The sequence below is a fragment of the Clostridium sp. UBA5988 genome (assembly GCF_002435615.1).
GTDB lineage: Bacteria > Bacillota > Clostridia > Clostridiales > Clostridiaceae > Clostridium_J > Clostridium_J sulfidigenes.
Genome location: NZ_DJBA01000033.1, coordinates 1 through 21,842, shown reverse-complemented (window position 1 = coordinate 21,842; position 21,842 = coordinate 1). Strand labels below are relative to the sequence as shown.

Sequence of the window (21,842 nt, the reverse complement as noted above, 5' to 3'; positions counted from 1 at the left end):
TCATGAATCTAAAAGATTTAAGAGAAGTAACCCAACAATTAGATAACCCTTTACAGTACAATAGCTTTATAATTTACTATACTGGTAATATAGTAGCTTCTATTGCTGAAATACCTCAAGCTAGTGTTGTAATCCTAACCCCATATATGGCTGTTATATTTGTAGAAGTTGGATACGAAAACTTAATTGTATCTCTATCTAATGTTAATATAATTGAGCCACCTAATGACTTTATACTTACACAACTGTCCCCCTTAGAAACTTCTAACATAGTTCAATTCTCTGAAGATAATCCTATAGATTTAACAGGAACTGGTGTAATTGTAGGCACCATCGATACTGGTATAGATTACTTAAATCCAGAGTTTACTAGAGAAGACGATACCTCTAGGATATTATCTATTTGGGACCAAACTGATGCCACTGGACTTGCACCATCTGGTATCGGTTATGGTAGTGTATATTCCCAAGAACAAATAAATGAAGCTATTGCTCTAAGCAAATCAGGTGGTAATCCCTATTCTATAGTTCCACAGATAGATACCAATGGTCATGGAACTAAATGTGCAGGTATAATCGGTGCTAGAGGATATGGAGATATAAAGGGAGCAGCTCCAAACTGTGATTTTATATCTGTTAAACTAAGACCTATAAAAGAGATAGAAGATACAGTAGCTCCATCTACTCCTAGCACTCCAGTTTATCATAATACAGATATAGCTACAGCTATGGTTTATCTTTTACGTCAACGTTCTATATACCTACGACCTATGGTTATATTTCTACCTGTTAGCAGCAACCTAGGCGCTCACGATGGCACTAATGCTCTAGAGGAACTCATTGATTACTATTCTTTTTCTGCCACAGTGACCTTTGCTTTAGGCACAGGTAATCAAGGTGGTTCTGAAACTCATGCTTCTGGATATATAGCTAATACTGGAGAAACTCAATCTGTGGAATTTTCAGTAGATCCAGATCAAGGTGATTTAAATATAGCAATATGGTGTGCCTACCCAGACAAAATGTCTTTGGGTTTAACTTCTCCTAGTGGACAGGTAATTCCCAGAATTCCTGTAAAGATTGGTCAAAGTGCAAACCTTAGTTTTTTATATGAAAATACTACTACTAGAATAGTTTACTATTTACCTGAAATTGTATCCGGTAATCAGCTAATATTTTTAACTTTTTCAAACATTGCTCCAGGTGTATGGAATATAAGTTTATATGGAGATTATATAGTAAATGGTTTATTTAATGTTTGGATTGATCAAAGACCTTTATCTAAACCTGGTACAGCACTATTAAATCCAGACAACTTTACAACTCTCACTATACCTTCTACTAGTAATTTAGCTGTTACCACTGCATTTTATAACCAAAATACTAATACTATAGGTTCAAATTCTGGAGTTGGATTTACCTCAAATAATAAAATAAAACCTGAAATAACCTGTGGAGGAATAAATGTATTAACTACTGGATTAAATAACACTACAGCTACTATATCAGGTTCTAGTGCTGCCACAGCAGTGCTTGCTGGTGCTATAGCTCTTTTTTATCAATGGAGTATCACTGAAGGAAACATTCCTATATTATCTTCTGAAAGCATAAAAACTTTTTTAATTAGAGGAACTCGAAAAAGACCCAATGAGGTCTATCCCAATGAATTTTGGGGCTATGGTATTCTGGATATGCGAGGAGTCTTTGATGCTATCAGAGGAATTTACTCTCAACAAGGTCAGTTAGCACCACTTATCAGTCCAACTTCACAACCTGCTAACCTTTCTAGGAAATTTGATGATAATGTAGAAACTTCACTACCAGTAAGTCTATTGAGTAGATTAAGGTATAATGAGTAGTTCTTCATTAACATAGCCCTAGACTCATATAGCTTTCTCTATATAAGTCTAGGGCTATTTTGCTTTAAAATACATGGCTTTTTATTAACTTCATATCACCTATTAAAATATATTCACCTAAATATGCTGGTATTAGAAAACTTTCCAAAATAGATATATCAATAAACTTTCTAAGTCCTTCATCAACAAAGCTAATTTTACCTTTACCTTCTACACAGGTAAATACAAAAAACTTGTCTTTATCACTAGTTTCACTATAGCTTCCTTTTATATTGTATATATCTATATTAAATTTTTCTGATTTCATATGATTTTGTATTACTAAATCATTGTTTATACATAAGCTCTTAGGCCCACCATTGAAATTAACTACATCCAATGCTTTGTCAATATGAAGTTCTCTTCCTCGGTGATAATCGTAAACTCTATAAGTAATATCACTATTTTGTTGTATTTCTGCTAGTAATATACCTTTTCCTATGGAATGAAGTAATCCAGGTTCTATTAAAAATAATTCTCCAGGCTTAACTGCTATTTTATTCATGCAACCTTCCACAGTACCCTCTGTGCAACTTCTTTTAAACTCTTCCTTTGTACATCCTGTTGTACCAACAATTATTTCTGCTCCCTCTTCGCAATCTATAATATACCAAGCCTCAACCTTACCATTATCATTTTCTACTCTATGAGCATACTTATCATTTGGATGTACCTGCACAGATAGATTCTCATTAGAATTTATAATCTTTATAAGTAGTGGAAAATCCCTATCTGTAAATTTATCTATATATATCTTATCTCCTACAATTAAGTTTTTATATTCCTTAATTATTTCAATAAGTGCTTTTCCTTTATATTTTCCATTACTAATAATACTCATTCCATTTTTATGACAGGCAATTTCCCAGCTTTCTCCTATGTTTCCTTTAGGAAGATTTGTTCTATAATCTTCTAGCTTTCTTCCTCCCCAAATTTTTTCATAATATAAATTTGAAAATTTAATAGGATACATATTGCCCTCTAATATAAATGTTTATATTTTAAGGTATGCTATGTATCCTAATAAGGTTAATTAAATATTTTTAATAATGAACTCTTATAAGCCAAAATTTAATATTTTTATCACTCCAACCCAAATCCCAAGGTACATCATTTCTATCAGTATTATGACAAGTAACTAAAGCATAACCTCTAGAATCTGCATTGGTTACAGTAGATATATGTTTAATATCACCTTTTTTTTCATAAGCAACAAAATCTCCTGGCATAAGCTGATAGGAGGCTTTATATACCTTATCATAGGTTCCATGAGCTATTACTGAAGCTCTTCCACTATATACAAAGTAACTCTTAAATTTATCCGCATTTACCCAAGATGCTGTAGCTTCTCCTTTAGAATAATTCCATGATGAATTTTTCTTAAATTTACCACCTTCATGCAATATCTGTGAAGCAAAGTTAGCACAATCTCCACCTTCTGGATTAAAATTTCTATAATCTTTATTGTATTTATAACCAAATTCTTCTTCAGTAGCTGCTCCACAATATTTATTGGCATATTCTACAGATGCTTTCCTTCTTTCATCTAAATTTGAAAAATCTTTAGGTTCTTGAGCTAAAATAAATTCTTTTACATCATCTACTTTTAATTTTTCTAGATTTAAAGAATCTGCAAATGGATCTGTATACCACTCCTTATTTATCAAGAAATTGTCTCCTTTATTTATTAAAGTAAGCACATGATAAGTCCCTATCCTAGCTGCATTGACCTCTTCTGGTCTATCTTCATAAACATACCTATATTCTGTAGAACATGTAAAGTTAACTTTGAATCCATTATCCTTTTCACTTATACGATTTACAACCACCTTAGGAAGTATTTCTGTAATTTTAACCCCTTGTTTCTGTTCCCAATTGTGAAGATAAATCATCTTTTTCTCTTCATTTTCATAGGCCCATGTACCATACTTAGTTCCCATATCATAAACGGACTTAATGCTTTCCTCTTCTCCAGTTACAATGGCTCTATTACGCTTTGCAATAGTTTCTTCAATGAAGTTCTTAATTTCTAGCTTTACTTCTTCATCTACATCTTCAGCATTGGCTCTAGAAAAAAAAATATTTGCAATAATAATAGCTAGTAATATTCCAAATATCAACTTCCATGTAAGTATCTTTTTTATGGATCTTATAATGTTCATAAAGGTCCTCCTCATTTTAGCTCTTTAGTTAATTATTAATTTAAAGTTCCTTCAATAATGTTAATATAATTATCTATTTTTTTATCCCTTGGTACTTCACCAAACCAATCCATATCTTCCTTAAAGGTTTCTCCAAAGTATTTTGCTTTTATTAATACCTCTGGTCTATATTCAAAATGAAGAATATCAAAATGACCCCATTTTCCACCCCATACAAAGTTATTTTTTTCAAAAGTATCTACTAGCTCCTTAGGATAGGATAACATCCTCTTTTCTCCAGCATCTCTAGATGCCCACTTCCAATAATCACTAGGATTACTATTAACATCAATAGCTATTCCATAAGCATGAGGACTCAGCTTACCTGTACCTGATATAACTCTATAATTAAAAGTTCCATTAATAGGATTTAAAAGGGATGATACAGCTCCATTACCTAATGATAATTGTTTTAATTCCTCCATAGCCTTCTTTAAACTTTCTGCAGCTCCATTATTTTTATTAAATTGATAGTTTTTATAGGGTGCAGGAACACTTATAAGGTTAGATGATACTTCTCTTTCACTACCTCCATAAACTTCATTTAAAAGAATATAATTTCTAAATCTACCTGGATCTCTATTTATATCTAAAAGTTTATCAGGCATAGTAAGAGGATATATATCTTCTAGTATATCTTGAAGATCTGCATTATCCATTTTTCCGTTAAAGTCCTTAGATTCTTTATCATCATATAGTATTTTCTTTCCTGAAGCTGTTATTACAAATACCTTTCCTTCTTCACTTTTTTCAACTCCAGTTATGAACTCCGGATATGCCATCATTAAAGTTAGAATATCTTGTTTCATTGTAATATTGTAATTAACTTCATTATTCTCTTCTATATCCTCTGCAAATACTTTTGTATTACTAACAAAAGTAACTAATATAGTTAAAATTATAATTCCATATAAAAAAAACTTTTTCATATATATCCTCCTAGCAAAGAACCTAACACAAAAATCACTTACGGTGTTATTTAAAATAAAAAATAGGCTAAAAATATCCTTTAGCCTATTTTGTGTAAATATACAATTATTTATGACTGGTAAATTAATGAGTTTTTTTTAATAAATTATCTTTATTATTTTTTTCAAATTCTAAAAGCTTACTTTTTATATCCGTATGATTTCCTGCATATCCTACTAATTTTCCACTCTTTCCAATTACTCTGTGACATGGAATTATTATAGGAAATTCATTTGCTCTATTGGCTCCACCTATAGCTCTTACACCTTTAGGATTTCCAATTGCTATAGCAATATCGCTGTAACTTCTAGTTTCTCCATAGGGTATATTTATAAGTTCCTGCCAAACTTTATTTCTAAATTCTGTAGTCCTTACTGACAATGGTAAGTTAAAATCTTCCCTTTCACCATTAAAATATTCCTTTAATTGAGTTATAGCCCTTAAGCACCTCTCTTTATTATGCTCTAAACTTCCCTTATTAAGGTTATAGTATTCTTCCCATCCATCTTGAAAAAGCTCTATCTTCACAACGCCCTTTTCATCCATAACCACATATATAGTTCCTATAATAGAGTCAAAGTAATCATACCACATAAAATTCCCTCACTTTCGTTATAAACAGAGTTCTTACTGATGTTAATATATATATTAACATCTTCTCAATTACTTTATAACATATTTTATATAATTATGGTGATGATTGTAATCTGATTTCTTCTTCTACTTCGGTTTCTATGAGGCATAAATCTAATCTAGAGTTTATATACTCAGTTTTTAATTTCATATAGTTGCCCCAGGTACATATACTACAATCTAAAACATCTATAAGCTCATCTATTAAGCAACCAACTTCCTGTGCTCTTTTGAGGGCATCTTTAATGTCCCTTTTATTAGCAATGGTAATGCAGTTTACACTGCTTGCTGTATCAACTAAGATTTTATAGGAACCTATAAGTCTACATAACTGATCTATAGTAAAACCTAGATCTCTTCCATAACTTTCAATAATTCTTCTCTGTGCCATATACTCCTACCTTAAAAATGCTTCATTGTAAATATATTATTCCAACCTATAAATTATTATTCTAAATCTATATTATTTTAAAAATATATTTACTAACCTACTCTATATTCTTCTTTAAGTTTCTAGTAGCCACCACATCTACTCCAGTGCCTAGAATGTCCTTCACTATGATATCTCCCATAGAAATTGGAGCCTCTATTTCTATAGAATTTAATACTTCCATAGCTTTAAAATTTAACTCTTTAGGAATAGGTGTTTTTGTTTTTACTGGTATAACAGGGAACTCACCATCTTTAACTTTTACTGTGGTAGTTATAACTCTTACAGGATTAGTTACTTCATTTATCCCGTAAATTTCACCTCTTTTGCAAGTGTTTCCTGTAACCTCTTTTGTTTCAGCATTTACCTTTAAATGACATCCCATAGGACAACTTATACAAATTAATTCTTTTATCATATTATTCACCATCCTCTAGAGAAATTATTATATCTCCTGTAATCTTTTCTAATTGAGTTTTGCTAAGTAAAATCTTTTCCATTTCCGATGGTGCTAAGTGATTTCTTTTAAAGCTAGCGATTATATCATCACCACATCTAACCACAAGCCTCTTATTATGATATATATTATTTACTCTCATAAATACAGTTAGTTTATCTTCTATAGCCTCTACATTTAATCTTTGAGGAACTGTATAATTAATTCTTTCACCATTTATTATATTTACATAACTCCCCTTGTCATCTTTACCTTTAATATATTTGGCAGCACAAAATCCAGCATGCTTAGATTCTGCACTAACAAAGTCTACTAAATCATGAACATGTACTACATTTCCACAGGCAAATATTCCTTCTACAGAAGTTTCCATGCTTTCATTCACTATAAGTCCATTTGTTCTTCTATCCTTATCAATACCAGCCTTAGAAGATAACTCATTTTCTGGTATTAGTCCTACAGATAATAATAAAGTATCGCAATGAAACTCAATTTCAGAACCTTTTATTGGCTTTTTGTTTTCATCTACTTTAGCAATTACCACCTTTTCTAATCTCTTTCTACCTACAACTTTAGTTACGGTATGTGATAAATAAAGGGGAATATCATAATCATTTAGGCACTGAACAATATTTCTATTAAGTCCATTAGAATAAGGCATAAGCTCTACTACAGCCTTAACCTTTGCACCTTCTAAAGTCATTCTTCTTGCCATAATAAGACCTATATCCCCTGATCCTAGAATCACAACTTCCTTTCCTGGCATATATCCTTCCATATTGATATATCTTTGAGCAGCTCCTGCTGTAAACACTCCTGAAGGTCTATCCCCTGGCATATTTATAGCTCCTCTAGTTCTTTCTCTACATCCCATAGCAAGAATGATAGCTTTTCCCTTTAGTATTAAATATCCATCTTCCTCATTTATCATATGAATCTCTTTATTTTCTTTTATTTCTAATACCATGGTATTAAGCTTAACTTCAACCCTAGTATCACTTATCATATGGATAAATCTTTCAGCATATTCAGGCCCTGTAAGCTCTTCTTTAAAAGTATGAAGTCCAAAGCCATTATGAATACATTGATTTAATATTCCTCCAAGTTCTCTATCTCTCTCTACTATTAGTATTTTTTCTACTCCATTATTATAAGCTTCATAAGCTGCTGCAAGTCCCGCTGGACCTCCACCTATTACTATTAAATCATACATAAATGTTTCCTCCTACTTAGTTCTTCCAATTAAAATATATGAGCCATGGCTTTCTTGAACTATATCTTCCATTGGAACCTTTAATTCTCTTGCAATTATTTCTTGAACTCTAGGACCACAGAAGCCACCTTGGCATCTTCCCATACCCGGTCTACATCTTCTCTTTACACCATCTAGGGTTACTTTTCCAAAGGATCTCTTTATACTATCTATAATTTCACCTTCTGTTATACTTTCACATCTGCAGATTATCTTTCCATATCGACTATCCTTTTTTATAAGTTCTGCCTTTTTTTCACTAGATAATTCCATGAAGTTAATTTGCTTTCTAGTATTTTTAAAATTGTTTTTTAACTCAGCCTTAAGTCCGGAATTTTTTAGAATTTCTACCACATCTAAAGCCACCGCTGGTGCTGAAGACAAACCTGGTGATTTCATTCCTGCTGCATCTATAAAGCCCTTTACGTCCTTAGCTTCTCCTACAATAAAATCTCCACAATCTGGATTTGCTCTAAGTCCTGCAAAATTTCTTATACTCTCTCTATAATTAATTTTATCTGTGGTTCTCACAGCAGTATTTTTAATAAACTCTAAGTTTTCAGCTGTAGTTGCAACATTATCTTTATCCTCTACACTTTCTGCATCTGGACCTACTAACAAATTTCCATGAACTGTAGGTGTCACTAATATACCCTTCCCAAGTTTAGAAGGACATTGAAATATGGTGTGACTAACTACATCACCTTGGCTCTTGTCCATAACAAAATATTCTCCCTTAATAGGATTTATCTTAAAGGTTTCTTTACAAACTAAATTGTGTATTTTATCAGCATAGACTCCTGCTGCATTAATAACATATTTGCTTTCTATAACTTCACCTTCAGCTGTATTTATAATAAAATGTTCTTTCTTTTCTATACCAATTACTTGTCTATTTAATTTAACCTCTCCACCATTTTCTACTCCATTTTCCACAAGAGCTATTGTATATTCAAAGGGACCAACAATTCCTCCTGTTGGTGCATATAGTGCACCCATAACCTTATCACTTAAATTAACCTCTTTTTCCAGGACTTCATCTCTATTTAAAATTTGTAGTCCCTTAACACCAACTTTATTTCCATTGTCATATAACTCTTTTATAGTTTCCATATCTTCTTCATCAAATCCAATTACTAAAGAGCCATTTCTTTTAAAAGGTACTGATAACTCATTACAAATTTCTTCAAACATCTCATTACCCTTAAGGTTATACTTTGCCATTAAAGTTCCTACCTTAGGATCATAGCCTGCATGGACAATGGCTGAATTTGCCTTAGTTGTCCCCATGGAAACATCATTTTCCTTATCTATTATTGCTACCTTTAAATCATATCTCATAAGTTCTCTAAATATTGAAGCTCCAATTACTCCAGCACCTATTATAGCTATATCATACATTAAAATTTCCTCCTTTAATCGCAAAAAAGACAAGCCAAAATAAGGATATAACTCCTTATTTTGTGCTTGTCTCTAAATCTCTTATCAGCACTAATATTTCATTTATATTAATAGTATATCACTTTTTTAAAAAAGTGTCCATGAAACTGCTCTTTAGTTATTAAACTTAAAGGTCAAATCTATTTTTTATATAACATTTCTACGTGAGGGATATCATCTTCTAAGTATTCTTCTGATACTTGTTTAAACCCAAGACTTTCATAAAATCCTTTTATATAAACTTGGCCTGATAATCTAATTTCAGTAGAATTAAGTTTCTCTTCTATAAACTTAATAGCTTCTAACATGATTTTTCTACTTAGACCTTTGTTTCTATGAGTCTCCTTAACTAATACCCTTCCAATAGATATCTCATCATAAGAGATTCCCTTATTAACTATTCGCAAATATCCTACTACTTCATTTCCTTCTTCTACATACAAGTGATATGAATCATAGTCTTTATTATCACAATCTTGATAAATACAAGTTTGTTCTACTACGAATACTTCATTCCTTACTCTTAAAATCTTATACAACTCTTCTGTGGTTAATTCATTAAATTTCTTTATCTTAATTTCCATAGCCTACCTCCATAAAATAAATTTAACTAATCTTCTTCCCATTGTCTAGTCCTTGCCACAGCCTTTTCCCATCCAGCATAAAGTTTCTCTGAAGTCTCTTTATCGCAGTTTGGCGTGTAAGTCTTACTAGCAAACCACTTCTCTGCAATTTCTTCTTTACTCTTCCAAAAACCTACTGCAAGACCAGCTAAATATGCAGCCCCTAAGGCCGTAGTTTCAGATATTATTGGTCTAGTAACTTCTTGACATATAATATCTGATTGGAATTGCATCAAAAATCCATTTCTACTTGCTCCTCCATCTACCTTTAGCTTTTCAATTCTATAGCCAGCATCTTCAGACATGGCATCAATAACAGCCTTTGATTGATAGGCTATAGACTCTAAGGCGGCTCTTATAATATGATTTCTATTAGCTCCACGGGTTAATCCAAAGATAGCTCCCCTTGCATACATGTCCCAGTATGGTGCTCCAAGTCCTACAAAAGCAGGAACTACATATACTCCCCCATTATCCTCTACCTTATTAGCAAAGTACTCGGTATCCACAGCATCAGTTATCATTCTTAATTCATCTCGAAGCCATTGGATAACTGCTCCTCCAACAAATACAGAACCTTCAAGAGCATACTGAACTTTTCCATCTATCCCTATGGCAATAGTAGTTATTAATCCATTTTTACTTCTAATTATCTCATCACCTGTATTCATTAATAAGAAGCATCCTGTACCATAAGTATTTTTAGCACTTCCTTTTTCAAAGCACGCCTGACCAAATAAAGCTGCCTGTTGATCTCCTGCTATTCCAGCTATAGGAACTCTAATTCCCCCATTTCCACCTAAGTTAGTATGACCATATACCTCTGAGGAATTTTTAACTTCAGGTAACATAGATTTAGGAATCTGTAATATATCTAATATTGTTTCATCCCATTTTAATTCCTTAATGTTATATAGCATAGTCCTTGAAGCATTAGTATAATCTGTAACATGAACTCTTCCATTGGTAAGCTTCCATACTAGCCAAGTATCTACAGTTCCAAATAAAAGTTCTCCTCTTTCAGCCTTTTCTCTAGCTCCATCCACATTATCTAAAATCCATTTAATCTTTGTTCCAGAAAAATATGCATCAATTAATAACCCTGTATTTTCTTTTATATATTCACTAAATCCTTGATTTACTAACTCATCACATATATGAGCTGTTCTTCTACATTGCCATACAATTGCATTATATATTGGCATCCCTGTGTTTTTATCCCATACAATAGTAGTTTCTCTCTGATTAGTTATTCCAATAGCAGCTACATCCTTTTGTGATATATTACACTTTGCCATAACCTCTTGAAGCATAGAGTACTGACTACTCCATATCTCCATGGGGTCATGTTCTACCCATCCTTCTTTAGGATATATTTGTGTAAATTCCTTTTGACTCACCCCTAATATGTTTTGTTCCTTATCAAAAATTATAGCTCTAGAACTTGTAGTTCCTTGATCTAATGCAATTATATAATCTGCCATTTTAATCCTCCATCCATAAATTACTTAAATATCTGTGTTTAAACAGAATTCTTTGCTTCAGAGGGAGTCTTTACTCCCTCTGAAGCTTAGAAATCGTTATCCAGGGACGTAACAGCTCTTTACTCCCACTTTGAAGAAGGTGGGAGTATTAGAGCTGGTAGTCATCGGATAAAATCATCCTTATCAATAATAAAAAGGCACATAAAACTAGCATTCTAGTCTTATGTAGCCTCTCTCATCACTCTTAGCCTACATAGCCCAAATTTCTTCTTTTGTAGTAGATACACAGGTTGCTCCTGATTTTAAAGCTGTTATTATTTCTTCCTTACTTTCAATAAGTCCTCCAGCGACTATAGGTTTATTAGACTTTTCTGCAAGTTTTTCTATAACCTTTGGTATAACCCCTGGTAATATCTCTATAGCATCACAGGCCTCTCCTAGATGCTTTATTGCATTATTTAGTGAAAGAGTATCAAAGATAAATACTCTCTGTATTGCTAACAAGTCATAAGCCTTGGCATATTTAATTATCTGAGGTTTTGTACTTATTACGCCTTTAAACTGAGTTTCTTTCTTTAAGTACTTTATTCCAACTTCCCTATTAGTAATACCATCTACTAAATCAATATGAACGATACCTATCTTATTTTTAGAATTTATCTTTTCACTTATTTCTTTAATATTAAGTATATCACCAAATAGGACAAATATTACCTGAACATCTGAATCTAGTACTATATCTAGTTCACTCTCATTCTTAACTGCTGCTATTATAGGATTTTCCTCTAATAACTTTATTAAATCCATACTTAACTCCCTTTCGGAACTGTTTTAACATGTTTTTTTAATTATTACATGTTTAAATTTTTTTGTCAATTCAGCTAAAATTTTATTTTGATAGCCTCAGAAATTATAATTAAAGTCATCATCAATTAATTATATTCATCATTAAGTGGCTCTGTTGCTTTAGAGTCTCTTACACAAACTATATATTGAAAAAAATCTAACATACTTGCTTCTAGTTCTTCTAGCTCTTCTAGATTATTATTAGTATAATACATTGGTGTTTCAGAAAAAGGTGAATCCTCACCTGTTAATTTATAAATATTAAAATTACCTTCTAATAAATCATTAGTTTCCTTGATTTGAGGATAAACAAATTTCAACTCATTAGTGGGATAACTACCAACTGCTGATATATCCATTTTCTCACAATTATCATAGTTATATATTACTGTTAAAATCTTATCTTTAAATATTGAGTCATCAGAATTTAAATAGGCAGTAAACAACATTTTACCTTTTTCTTTACTTTGAAATGTATGGTCAAGTCCCCATTGTCCATAATACTTCCCCTTAGGTAATTCCTTTTGAAGAATCTGAAAATTTTCATACATCATTTTATCTCTAGTATTATTCCAGTCCATGCGTTCCTCATACTTATATGTCTCTATTAGATTTAATACGTTCAAATTTACAAGGTTAAAGCTAGCCAATTTTTCTCCAAGATACTCTTTGTATATACTTTCCTTCTCTTTAATATCTTTTTGCAATTCCTTTGAACATTGAGCAAAAGTTTCATCAAATTTATCTAAATCATTAAATGTACTTTTAATCTTATCTATTACTGCTTTTATTTCTTCAGGAGCTTCTTTATCAGGTAAAACATCTACTAAAAACTTATAAGCATTAACTGGTTGATGTTCTATATCCACACCTATAACCTCTATTCTACTCTCTTTAGGTAGAGTATTATTATACTCATATAACTTCTTCCAATGGTTATAACCATCTTTATTCCATGCAAAGGTTCCTTTTAGTGGTTTATATATATCTTCTAAAATTTTTATATCCCCAGTATCTAAATACTTATTTATAAAATAAGTATCGCTATAGGGAAGTTCACATAAATAGTATTTAAAATCTGTTTTTTCTTTAAAATATTTTAAGAATTTCGTGTTTAACTGTTCATTAGCCTTAGTCCCATGAAGTTCTGCAGTTAAAAAGATTTCCTTTCCCTCTATATCCGAATCCATAATGGCTAAATCTTTAAATTCACTTTCATCTTCTAAATCTATAGCACTATAATTTTCTTTTAAATACTCTTGCATGATTTTTCTATTCTCAGGTGATTGTTCTAAACTTTTATCAGAGAATTCAATTGAATGCTCCTCTTTCTTACATCCAGTTAATAATATACCTAGTATTAAAAAAATTGATAGTAATCTTAGACTCATTCTTTTCATAAAATGTTCCACCCCTTCAGTATAACAATTTAATAAGTAATATATAATCGTTAATAAACGTATACATTTTAAGCTTAATAGGTTGTTAGGATAAATAATTATACCTTGCCTACTAACACTGGCCAATAATCTAATAGAGCATGTACTAAAATAGGAACTATCAAAGAATTACTCTTTTTATATAATAAAATAAATAGTCCTCCAGCCACAATGCCTCCTCCAAGTTCTGAGAAGATAGCAGTTAAGGACCGCGTAACTGAATAGTTATTTACGATAATTGGAAGAGTAGCATGCATAGCACCCCACATCATACCACTAATTATTATGGCTAAATATGTAGGTAGCTCTTTATTCAGCTCGGTAAATAAGTATCCCCTAAAAATAAATTCTTCTGAAAATCCTACAACAATTAGAAAAAAGAATGGTTTATATATACCTGCTAGTGAGAAATCACCTTTAATAAAAAATATTCCTATATAAATTGCAAATAAAATACAAGCAACTATCTTGCCATTTCTCGTTGTTCCAGTTATATTTAATGATTGTTTTTTTCTAAGCATAATTGATATAATAATTATTACAATAAGTAAATTAGCTAGAAAATCACCCAATAATTGTATTCCGATATTTGATATAGTGACATTTTTAGCAGCTATAAGTAAATCATTATTATATAAGTATTTTATTATGAAAAAGAAATACACCATATATATACCTATAAGAGCTATGGGATATATAATTTTTTTGTTAATTTTCATCTAAAGTCTCCCCTTTTTATGTATTTTATAATTTAAGTTGGCTTAATTTCAATGTTGTCAGTTAAAAATAGTACATAAATTTAAGTTACAGCTTAAGTTGAATTTTTACCATGGCATGACTTAAATATATATGAGATTCAATTACTAGATCTAAATTGCTAAACCCCACATCTGTCTGTTATGGATTTTAAGTTACCAACTCTTATAAATTTAAATATGTTTTTTATTAAAAAGTATAATTTTATAAATTAAGTATATGACTTCCATATAAGAATAGTCAAGGCATCCTCCCATTAATTTCCCTTTGCCATTTTCCTTATACTCCTTCCCTTATTCTTAGCTTCTTGTCTTCCACATTTACGATATTCCATTACATTTGAACCTTTTATACAACTAGGATTAAGCCTTTTAGATAAAAACTACATTTATATATATTTGACTTTTAAAAATAATTAAAAGTTTAAAAAGTATTTTAAACCCTAGCAGGATCAATAATTTATTCCCACCGAGTTTAGTTATGTAATTAATAACTCTCACTAAAATATATTCATCCCCATATTATATATGGTAAAAATTTTTAAGGAGATATGCTATGGAATCTAAGAATATATATAAAGCAGATTTACCTTATCCAGAAATAGGTTGCAAGTATAAAAATAAATCTTATGTACACTTAATACAAATTAACTACGCTGGTGCTATTTCAGAACTTACTTCTGTAAATCAATATATATATCACAGCCTAGCTATGTCTGAAAAATTTGAAGATGTATCCCATTGCTTAAAGGATATAGCTAGGGTAGAACTGGAGCACCTAGAAATCTTGGGGAAACTTATCATAGCTCTTGGTGGAAATCCTAGATTTGAAATTAATAAAGGACATTGGTCACCTAAATTTATTGAATATAGCTCAAATCTAGCCTCCATGCTTCGTGAAGATATAGACGGTGAAAAAGCTACCATTAGACAATATAAAGAAACTATAAAATTAATTAAAGATGAAAAGGTCAGAGAAATACTTGAAAGAATAGTAAAGGATGAAGAAGTTCACATTAAAACTTTAGTTTTACTTTATAATGAAGTCTGTAGAAGAAGGTAGGCTACTGTTCTGAATTAAAAAGAGCCTATTACAGAATGTATATAATCACTCTGTAATAGGTTCTTTTTCATTAATCAAAATACTCTTCTTTTATTGCTTCTTTACTATTTCTTCTCTTGATATTACTAGCATTTAACCGCATTTAATTAATTATCTCACTTTATAATATTAAAGTACTTACAGTATATATTAACTATTATTACATTTAATTTATAAAGAAAAGTTCCTCATTAGATAATATACAAACATATATCTAATATTAGGAGCTTTACTACAATATATTTCACAGTACAATTTTAAGATTACTAATTTTTTTTATTATCTATGCCTAAACAAACAACCCAAAATATTACATACAGAACTGTAAAAATCCCTATTATTGTCGTACGCATAATATCTGTAAAGTCAGAATTTGAACACACATAAGCCAACGTGCTATTTCCAAATACAACAATAACTAAATGCTCTATATTATCTGTTTTCTTGCCATTTTTTAAATGCTTTTTTTTATAGAAAATTTGTAATACTAACACAATAATATATGGGATTAACATGATTATTACTAAATCCATGCTTATAACTCCTTTACGTATAATTCAAATCATCACTATTCTGCTCTACTTATAAAATTTTTCAAAAAATTTTATTTATTATGAAGCAAAAATAGGCTAAAACAGAAGTAGCTACCCACTCTTGGCTTCCACTATATCTAGCTTCTCCATCAACATATTCCATTTCGTTGCGCTGTTAATGCCTAATTAGTTATTTGTTAATTTTAATACTATAAAAAAATTAAGCACCTTGTTTGGGGATAAATACGAAAACTACATTCGCCTTTGGTTGATTTTTTTGTTCGAAGTAATATACAATAGATGTAATAAATTTTAACTAGCTTAATAACTTAACTCTATATTTACTTAACCCTGGTTATCTGAAAATGAAGAATTTCTGATTAAGAAGGTAGACCAGTATCAGCGGGATATGGAACAGTCGAAGCAGGAGTACGAAAAGCCATTTTCGTATGAAACAGAGCTTAAAGATAAACTGGCAAGGCAGTTTGCGTTAAATGCAGAGCTGGATCTTGAAAACAGCAAGGTGGAAGATGTTGATTTGAATGGTGTGGAAACAAAGGGTAATGAGGTACCAGATAGTAATGTGGCAGAGCGAGGAACTGACTACTTAACTGGACCGGATAATATGAGGAGGTAGTCATGTACTATCACGTTTTAGTCATTAGATTAGGCAATTAAAAAATTATAGCAGGAATATTTATTGTAGTTGGGATTGTCATTGTGGCAGTCCCTTTTTAATAAAAAATATTTTTACGTATGCCAGAAGCATACAGAAAGAGAGGATTTTATGAAGTATTCAATTAGAGCAAATGAGATTAAGGGTAATGAAATGCAACAAGGAGAAAATGCATCACACCTAAGAGGTTTTGCAACATTAATCATCGGAGAACATTTTAAAATTTCCAATATTGCAATTTTGGAAAGTAATGAGGGTAAGCTTTTTGTGTCAATGCCACGCTACAAATCCAGTGATAAAGATGAAAAGGGTGCAAATGTATATAAGGATGTATGTAATCCTATTACAAAAGAATTTCGTGAGGAACTTTATGACAATATCTTAGAGGCTTTTGAGAAGGCAAAGTGTGCAGATAAAGCTGAAGAGGTGAAGAGTCAGGAGGGAACAGAGATTCCAAGTTTTTCAGTTTCAGTAACTCCATTTGAAAGAGAAGGAAGTAATGTCCGAGGATTAGCACGCATTTATTTTGAGGATTGCTTTATTGTAAATAATGTGTCCATTCTTCAAGGAAAAGAAGAGAGTTTATTTATTGCAATGCCATCTTATCGTACAAAACAGGTGGATGAGAATCAGAAGCCGGTCTATCAGGATGTTTGTTATCCAGTAACAAAGGAATTTCGTGAGAAATTGTATGGGGAATTAATTTCGTCATATCAGGAGGCGAAGGATAAGCTGGAAACTGCGACACAGGTACAGGTACAAGACAAGGTGGTAGTGAGTGGCGGACAACCAGATAGAGAGACACCGTTTCGTTAAAAGATACTAATGATTTAGGCGGTGCGCAAGCATCGCCTCCTATAGAATGGAGGAAAGTTATATGGAGAAAATGAATACTACATTGACGCAAGATGAGAATGTAATGGAGCTAATTAGGCTTTTGAAAGAAAATCAGATGAAGAATAAAGCAAATGATATCTTTGAATCGGCAACATAGACAGAATTTTTACAACAGATAGTATGAAACGATAACTAATTGAGAACATGTCTAAAAAGCATGCTGTTCTTTTGGTGGATTAAAACAACAAGGGAAATGAAAATGGAGTATATGAGTAATTATTCTTATATACTCCATTCTGCTTGAATGATAGCAATTCTATAAACTAGTGCTAATCATGGGCAGTAATGATTATTAAATAGGCGCAAATTTGAATTCACCAAATTTGCTTGATTTAAGTGAAAACAAGTACTATGAGAGTGTGAAGAAAACTCTCATAGCACTTGTTATGGGATTTACCTTTAGTTCTGCATAGACTCTCTGTATCGGACCTGCACTATCCTCCGCTCTGATTATGGCTTCTGGAGCAACATCGCCAGTAATGGGTATGCATTTGTTTGCACTGTTTTGCATGAAATTGATGACAAAATCAAGTTTCTTAATGAAATAAAACGTATCCTAATTAACGGTGGGAAAATTGCTGTTGTCGAATGGATAAAGAGAGAAAGTGATTGGGGTCCGCCAGTTAATCATAGGTTAGATAGTAAATGATGAAATAAAGGAACTTAAAATTGTGGGTTTAAAGATATATCTGAGATAGAATTGAATGAGCATTTTTTTATCGTGTCGTAAAGTGAAAATTTAAATTCCGTTTTTTGACCCGAAGGGGATCAATTATGGAATTTACACCTGCACATGGTTATTGATATGATATTCGTGATGCAAATATATGAGAGTTATCAGGAAGGTATCAAAAAGGTAGAATTAAAATAAATTTGGAAGGGCGCTTAAAATATCAAAAGAAATTTGAATGAATGTTGTTGTAGAAATACAAAGAAGTCTTGTGAGAAAATAATTAGATAAAACCACAATTAAGACTTTTTATAATTAAAGGAATAAAATGAATAATGCATGGCTGTCATAAAGGATACTAAATCTTTTATGACAGTCTGTTTGAATGAATTTATTTTCTGTCCATATTTCAACCATAATTATAACCTAAAATATAAATATAGTAACGAAGCAAATAAACATCCAACAAAGAAAAGGAGATCAATAATATGATTATCAAAAAATTACTAATAGGAACGGCATTAGTTCTGGCGTTAGGAACAACCACCATTGCATTTGCAAAGGAGAATAACAGTAATAGGAATGTTACGGAGATTAGTAGTAGCGACATCAACAATAGTACCATAGGAAATTCTATGTACAGTATGATGGAGCAGTACGGATATGGTGACTTAGTCCAGGATATGAAAAATGGTAATTACACAGACATGAATAATTTCATGAATAATCTTTCAGATGAGGATTATCAAAAGATGCTTGATATTATGAATGATTATGGTTATACAAATATGGTCGGGATGATGAATAGTTTCGGAAAAGAAGGGACGATTGCGAGGTATAATTCCATGGGTAGTGCAGCTGGCTGCTATAGATAAATCATTTTGTAAAGGCTAAAAAAACACAGGAGGTAAAATAATATGATGATATTCTTTTGGATTCTTATAATTGCGGTAATTTTCTATTGGTTTCGTGATCATGAAACAACAAAGACCACGTTTCATAATGACCACTCACCGGAAGATATGTTGAAAGAACGCTATGTAAACGGCGAAATTAATGAAGAAACTTTTGAGAGAATGAAAAAAACAATAAGATATTAAAGGAGGAATCTTTATGATGAACGGATATTTTAGTAATGGATATTATGGAAGTGCAAGCTGCTTTAGATTTATGAACAATGGATGGGGAATACTGACTACCTTAGGAGTGATAATAACAATTTCTTTACTTTTCTATTTTGTAGTTTATAATAGTAAGAAAAAGACATCGTATGATGCTGCATCAGAGAATTTGAAAATGAAATATGTGCAGGGCGACATCACGGAAGAAGAGTATCTCAGGCGAAAAGATATAATAAATAAGAAATAGAAGAATTATAAATACTGGACGGGGTGAAAAGATGGTTTACAAAATTTTGTTGGTAGAAGACCAAAAAGAAATTAGTGATATAGTAATGAAGTACATCACGAAAGAGGGTTACGGAGTAGCAGTAGCAAGCAATGGGTTTGAAGCTCTCGAATTGTTTGGAAATCAGATTTTTCACCTTGTCCTGTTGGATATAATGATGCCGGGTGTTAATGGGTTTGAGGTATTAAAGGAAATTAGAAAAATATCGGATGTGCCTGTGATTATGCTCACGGCAAAGCAAGAAGAAATAGATCGTCTAAAAGGCTTCGAGATCGGAGCTGATGATTATGTAATAAAACCCTTCAGCCCCAGAGAACTGATGAAGCGGATCCAGGTATTTCTAAAGCGAATATACAATGAAACAGATGAAATTGTATATCATTTTAAAGATTTAAGCCTTCATACCAAAGGAATGAAATTGTTGAAAAACGGAAATGAAATAACACTTACAACAGCTGAATATAAGCTGTTGTTTGTCTTATTCAAAAACAAAGGGCAGATTTTGACCAGAGAGCAGTTAATTACACTGGCATATGGAGATGATTATGAAGGCTACGACAGAAACATAGATAGCTTTATCAAGAGAATCAGACAAAAAATAGAGGATGATCAGAAAACTCCCAAAATACTTATTACAAAGTATGGAGCAGGTTATATATTTGGAGGTGAGGAGATATGACGATAAAAAAACAGTGGCTTCTGGTACTTGTAATAATAGCAATTCTATCTGTCATTATTAACTCATTGATTCTAAGTACTTTAACAAATCAGTACTTCAAAGATTATATGAAAGATAATTATGATAAGCATTTAAATCAGATTGTAGAATACTTATCAGGAGCATTAAAAGATGAAAATTATTCTGAAAATCAGATAGCTTTAGAGTTAGAAACTCATCTTGTGGATCCGATAACCAGAATAAAGGTATATGATAATAACGGTGTTTTAATAACTGATGTAAGTGCGGATGTTCAATCATATGTAACAAGTGGTACGATGAGTGGCATGATGGGTAATATGATGGGGAGAATGAGTGACTCTCAGTATGAGGAAGTGGACCATACCGAGATCATCTATGGTAATACAGTAATAGGCCAAGTTAACATTACAAAATATAGTTCAGCTGAAAATTCATTTGCGACATGGATGTTTCAATCGTCTCTTTTGAAAAATAGCCTATACTCCATCGGTATCGTGCTTATATTTGCAGTTATTATTGGAATGATTATTAGTAATCGGATGAGTAAGGATTTAATTCAGACTGCCGAGATGGCACAAAATATTGATATTGGAAATGATACACCCTCTCGTCAGTCAAAAGTGAAAGAAATTAGAGTAATCCAACAGAGCTTGCAAACATTACAATCAAGGTTAAAGTTGAAACAGAAAAATAGGAAAGCTCTTATTGATCAGCTGGTACACCAGACTAGGACGCCTCTAACCATCTTAAGGACACATCTGGAAGGAATCGAGGATGGGGTAATTGATATGGTTCCTGAGGAAATCAGGGTATGTGAAAATCAGATTGAGAACATTACAGCTATTATTACAAATATGAGCAGTATGATTGATACAGAAAAATTGGAAACGACATTAAATATCGAAGAATTTGAACTTAGCCAGCTCGTTAAGCAGATTGTTAATGGTTTAAAAGCACAATTTGAAAAAAAAGGAATAGATTTTAAAATCACAGATCACGAAAAAGTATCGATAAAAACGGATAAATATAGATTAAGCCAGGCTATATACAACATACTGACGAATGCGTATAAATTTACTGAACCAAATGGTAATGTATCTGTATCCTACCATGTAAATTCTGATAGTATTATCTTAGCAATAGAAGATAACGGTCCGGGAATAAGTAAAGAAGATCAAGCTAAAATTTTTGACGCCTATTATAAAAAGGATATATCAATTGGATCGGCAGGAGACGGTATTGGCCTTTATGTAGCAAATGAAAATATGGCAATCATTCATGGTACAATTATTGTAGAATCTGATTTAACTAAAGGTAGTAAATTCATATTGACAATACCAAGATAATCAAAATTATATATACTAAAATATTGTATATACTATGAGTGTGCCAGACTTGTAATGAGCAGCACGCTCATAATGATGTTGTGA

General features: G+C 31.7%; 24 protein-coding genes. 10 read left to right on the top strand and 14 right to left on the bottom strand.

Translation table 11 applies throughout. From position 1 onward, the window contains the following. Positions 1-2 precede the first annotated feature (2 nt). Positions 3-1,859, top strand: coding sequence for a S8 family serine peptidase (locus B3J31_RS09040; protein ID WP_150845418.1), 1,857 nt, complete (start codon positions 3-5; stop codon positions 1,857-1,859). Positions 1,860-1,923: 64 nt separating this feature from the next. Here B3J31_RS09040 and B3J31_RS09035 read toward each other — a convergent pair whose 3' ends face one another. The 13 genes from B3J31_RS09035 to B3J31_RS08975 all read right to left on the bottom strand — a co-directional run bounded on the left by B3J31_RS09035 (position 1,924) and on the right by B3J31_RS08975 (position 14,391). Further along, positions 1,924-2,871: a type I phosphomannose isomerase catalytic subunit gene (locus tag B3J31_RS09035; RefSeq protein ID WP_346873913.1), complete on the bottom strand. Its 948-nt coding sequence runs from the start codon at positions 2,869-2,871 to the stop codon at positions 1,924-1,926. Between the two features lie 70 nt (positions 2,872-2,941). After that, entirely contained in the window at positions 2,942-4,060 is a 1,119-nt protein-coding gene (locus B3J31_RS09030) for an amidase domain-containing protein (protein WP_346873912.1), read from the bottom strand. Positions 4,061-4,095: 35 nt separating this feature from the next. Further along, positions 4,096-5,028, bottom strand: a complete 933-nt coding sequence (locus B3J31_RS09025) for a M15 family metallopeptidase (RefSeq protein ID WP_346873911.1) — start codon at positions 5,026-5,028, stop codon at positions 4,096-4,098. 124 nt (positions 5,029-5,152) lie between these two features. Then, positions 5,153-5,662: a methylated-DNA--[protein]-cysteine S-methyltransferase gene (locus B3J31_RS09020; RefSeq protein WP_035134771.1), complete on the bottom strand. Its 510-nt coding sequence runs from the start codon at positions 5,660-5,662 to the stop codon at positions 5,153-5,155. A gap of 94 nt (positions 5,663-5,756) precedes the next feature. After that, the gene (locus tag B3J31_RS09015) at positions 5,757-6,092 is read right to left on the bottom strand and encodes a hypothetical protein (protein ID WP_150845413.1); all 336 of its coding nucleotides are present in this window, start codon (positions 6,090-6,092) and stop codon (positions 5,757-5,759) included. Positions 6,093-6,189: 97 nt separating this feature from the next. Next, the gene (locus B3J31_RS09010; RefSeq protein WP_150845412.1) at positions 6,190-6,549 is read right to left on the bottom strand and encodes a DUF1667 domain-containing protein; all 360 of its coding nucleotides are present in this window, start codon (positions 6,547-6,549) and stop codon (positions 6,190-6,192) included. A 1-nt stretch (position 6,550) separates the two neighbouring features. Further along, positions 6,551-7,801, bottom strand: coding sequence for an FAD/NAD(P)-binding oxidoreductase (locus B3J31_RS09005; RefSeq protein ID WP_346873910.1), 1,251 nt, complete (start codon positions 7,799-7,801; stop codon positions 6,551-6,553). 12 nt (positions 7,802-7,813) lie between these two features. Beyond that, positions 7,814-9,241 carry an NAD(P)/FAD-dependent oxidoreductase gene (locus B3J31_RS09000; protein ID WP_346873909.1) on the bottom strand — a complete coding sequence of 476 codons (1,428 nt, stop codon included), beginning with the start codon at positions 9,239-9,241 and terminating at the stop codon, positions 7,814-7,816. A gap of 179 nt (positions 9,242-9,420) precedes the next feature. Continuing rightward, complete coding sequence (locus B3J31_RS08995) at positions 9,421-9,864, bottom strand: GNAT family N-acetyltransferase (RefSeq protein WP_346873908.1); 444 nt, start codon at positions 9,862-9,864, stop codon at positions 9,421-9,423. A gap of 26 nt (positions 9,865-9,890) precedes the next feature. Further along, on the bottom strand, positions 9,891-11,387 hold the full coding sequence (glpK, locus tag B3J31_RS08990) for a glycerol kinase GlpK (RefSeq protein WP_150845408.1): 1,497 nt from the start codon (positions 11,385-11,387) through the stop codon (positions 9,891-9,893). 249 nt (positions 11,388-11,636) lie between these two features. Next, on the bottom strand, positions 11,637-12,194 hold the full coding sequence (locus tag B3J31_RS08985) for a glycerol-3-phosphate responsive antiterminator (RefSeq protein WP_346873907.1): 558 nt from the start codon (positions 12,192-12,194) through the stop codon (positions 11,637-11,639). A 125-nt stretch (positions 12,195-12,319) separates the two neighbouring features. Further along, complete coding sequence (locus tag B3J31_RS08980) at positions 12,320-13,633, bottom strand: erythromycin esterase family protein (RefSeq protein WP_346873906.1); 1,314 nt, start codon at positions 13,631-13,633, stop codon at positions 12,320-12,322. Between the two features lie 98 nt (positions 13,634-13,731). Further along, positions 13,732-14,391 carry a CPBP family intramembrane glutamic endopeptidase gene (locus B3J31_RS08975; RefSeq protein WP_346873905.1) on the bottom strand — a complete coding sequence of 220 codons (660 nt, stop codon included), beginning with the start codon at positions 14,389-14,391 and terminating at the stop codon, positions 13,732-13,734. A 592-nt stretch (positions 14,392-14,983) separates the two neighbouring features. On the opposite strand from B3J31_RS08975, the gene B3J31_RS08970 reads away from it, so the two are divergent. Then, entirely contained in the window at positions 14,984-15,490 is a 507-nt protein-coding gene (locus tag B3J31_RS08970) for a ferritin-like domain-containing protein (RefSeq protein ID WP_346873904.1), read from the top strand. 305 nt (positions 15,491-15,795) lie between these two features. Here the strand turns inward: B3J31_RS08970 and B3J31_RS08965 are convergent, their stop codons facing one another. Continuing rightward, the gene (locus tag B3J31_RS08965) at positions 15,796-16,062 is read right to left on the bottom strand and encodes a hypothetical protein (RefSeq protein ID WP_346873903.1); all 267 of its coding nucleotides are present in this window, start codon (positions 16,060-16,062) and stop codon (positions 15,796-15,798) included. Positions 16,063-16,471: 409 nt separating this feature from the next. Here B3J31_RS08965 and B3J31_RS08960 point away from each other — a divergent pair, with 409 nt between their 5' ends. The 8 genes from B3J31_RS08960 (at position 16,472) to B3J31_RS08925 (ending at position 21,758) form a co-directional block, all read left to right on the top strand. Beyond that, the gene (locus B3J31_RS08960) at positions 16,472-16,699 is read left to right on the top strand and encodes a hypothetical protein (RefSeq protein ID WP_346873902.1); all 228 of its coding nucleotides are present in this window, start codon (positions 16,472-16,474) and stop codon (positions 16,697-16,699) included. Between the two features lie 81 nt (positions 16,700-16,780). Next, positions 16,781-17,554 (top strand): SpoVG family protein, encoded by a 774-nt coding sequence (locus B3J31_RS08955; RefSeq protein ID WP_346873901.1) that lies wholly within the window; start codon positions 16,781-16,783, stop codon positions 17,552-17,554. A 46-nt stretch (positions 17,555-17,600) separates the two neighbouring features. Further along, positions 17,601-17,732 (top strand): hypothetical protein, encoded by a 132-nt coding sequence (locus B3J31_RS08950; protein WP_346873900.1) that lies wholly within the window; start codon positions 17,601-17,603, stop codon positions 17,730-17,732. 1,061 nt (positions 17,733-18,793) lie between these two features. After that, positions 18,794-19,180, top strand: coding sequence for a hypothetical protein (locus B3J31_RS08945; RefSeq protein WP_346873899.1), 387 nt, complete (start codon positions 18,794-18,796; stop codon positions 19,178-19,180). A 42-nt stretch (positions 19,181-19,222) separates the two neighbouring features. After that, positions 19,223-19,405 (top strand): SHOCT domain-containing protein, encoded by a 183-nt coding sequence (locus B3J31_RS08940; RefSeq protein ID WP_125136561.1) that lies wholly within the window; start codon positions 19,223-19,225, stop codon positions 19,403-19,405. A gap of 13 nt (positions 19,406-19,418) precedes the next feature. Continuing rightward, complete coding sequence (locus B3J31_RS08935) at positions 19,419-19,673, top strand: hypothetical protein (RefSeq protein WP_125136560.1); 255 nt, start codon at positions 19,419-19,421, stop codon at positions 19,671-19,673. Between the two features lie 31 nt (positions 19,674-19,704). Beyond that, positions 19,705-20,391 carry a response regulator transcription factor gene (locus B3J31_RS08930; RefSeq protein ID WP_346873898.1) on the top strand — a complete coding sequence of 229 codons (687 nt, stop codon included), beginning with the start codon at positions 19,705-19,707 and terminating at the stop codon, positions 20,389-20,391. Next, positions 20,388-21,758 (top strand): HAMP domain-containing sensor histidine kinase, encoded by a 1,371-nt coding sequence (locus B3J31_RS08925; protein ID WP_346873897.1) that lies wholly within the window; start codon positions 20,388-20,390, stop codon positions 21,756-21,758. Before B3J31_RS08930 ends, B3J31_RS08925 begins: the two co-directional genes overlap by 4 nt. The last annotated feature ends 84 nt before the right edge of the window (positions 21,759-21,842 follow it).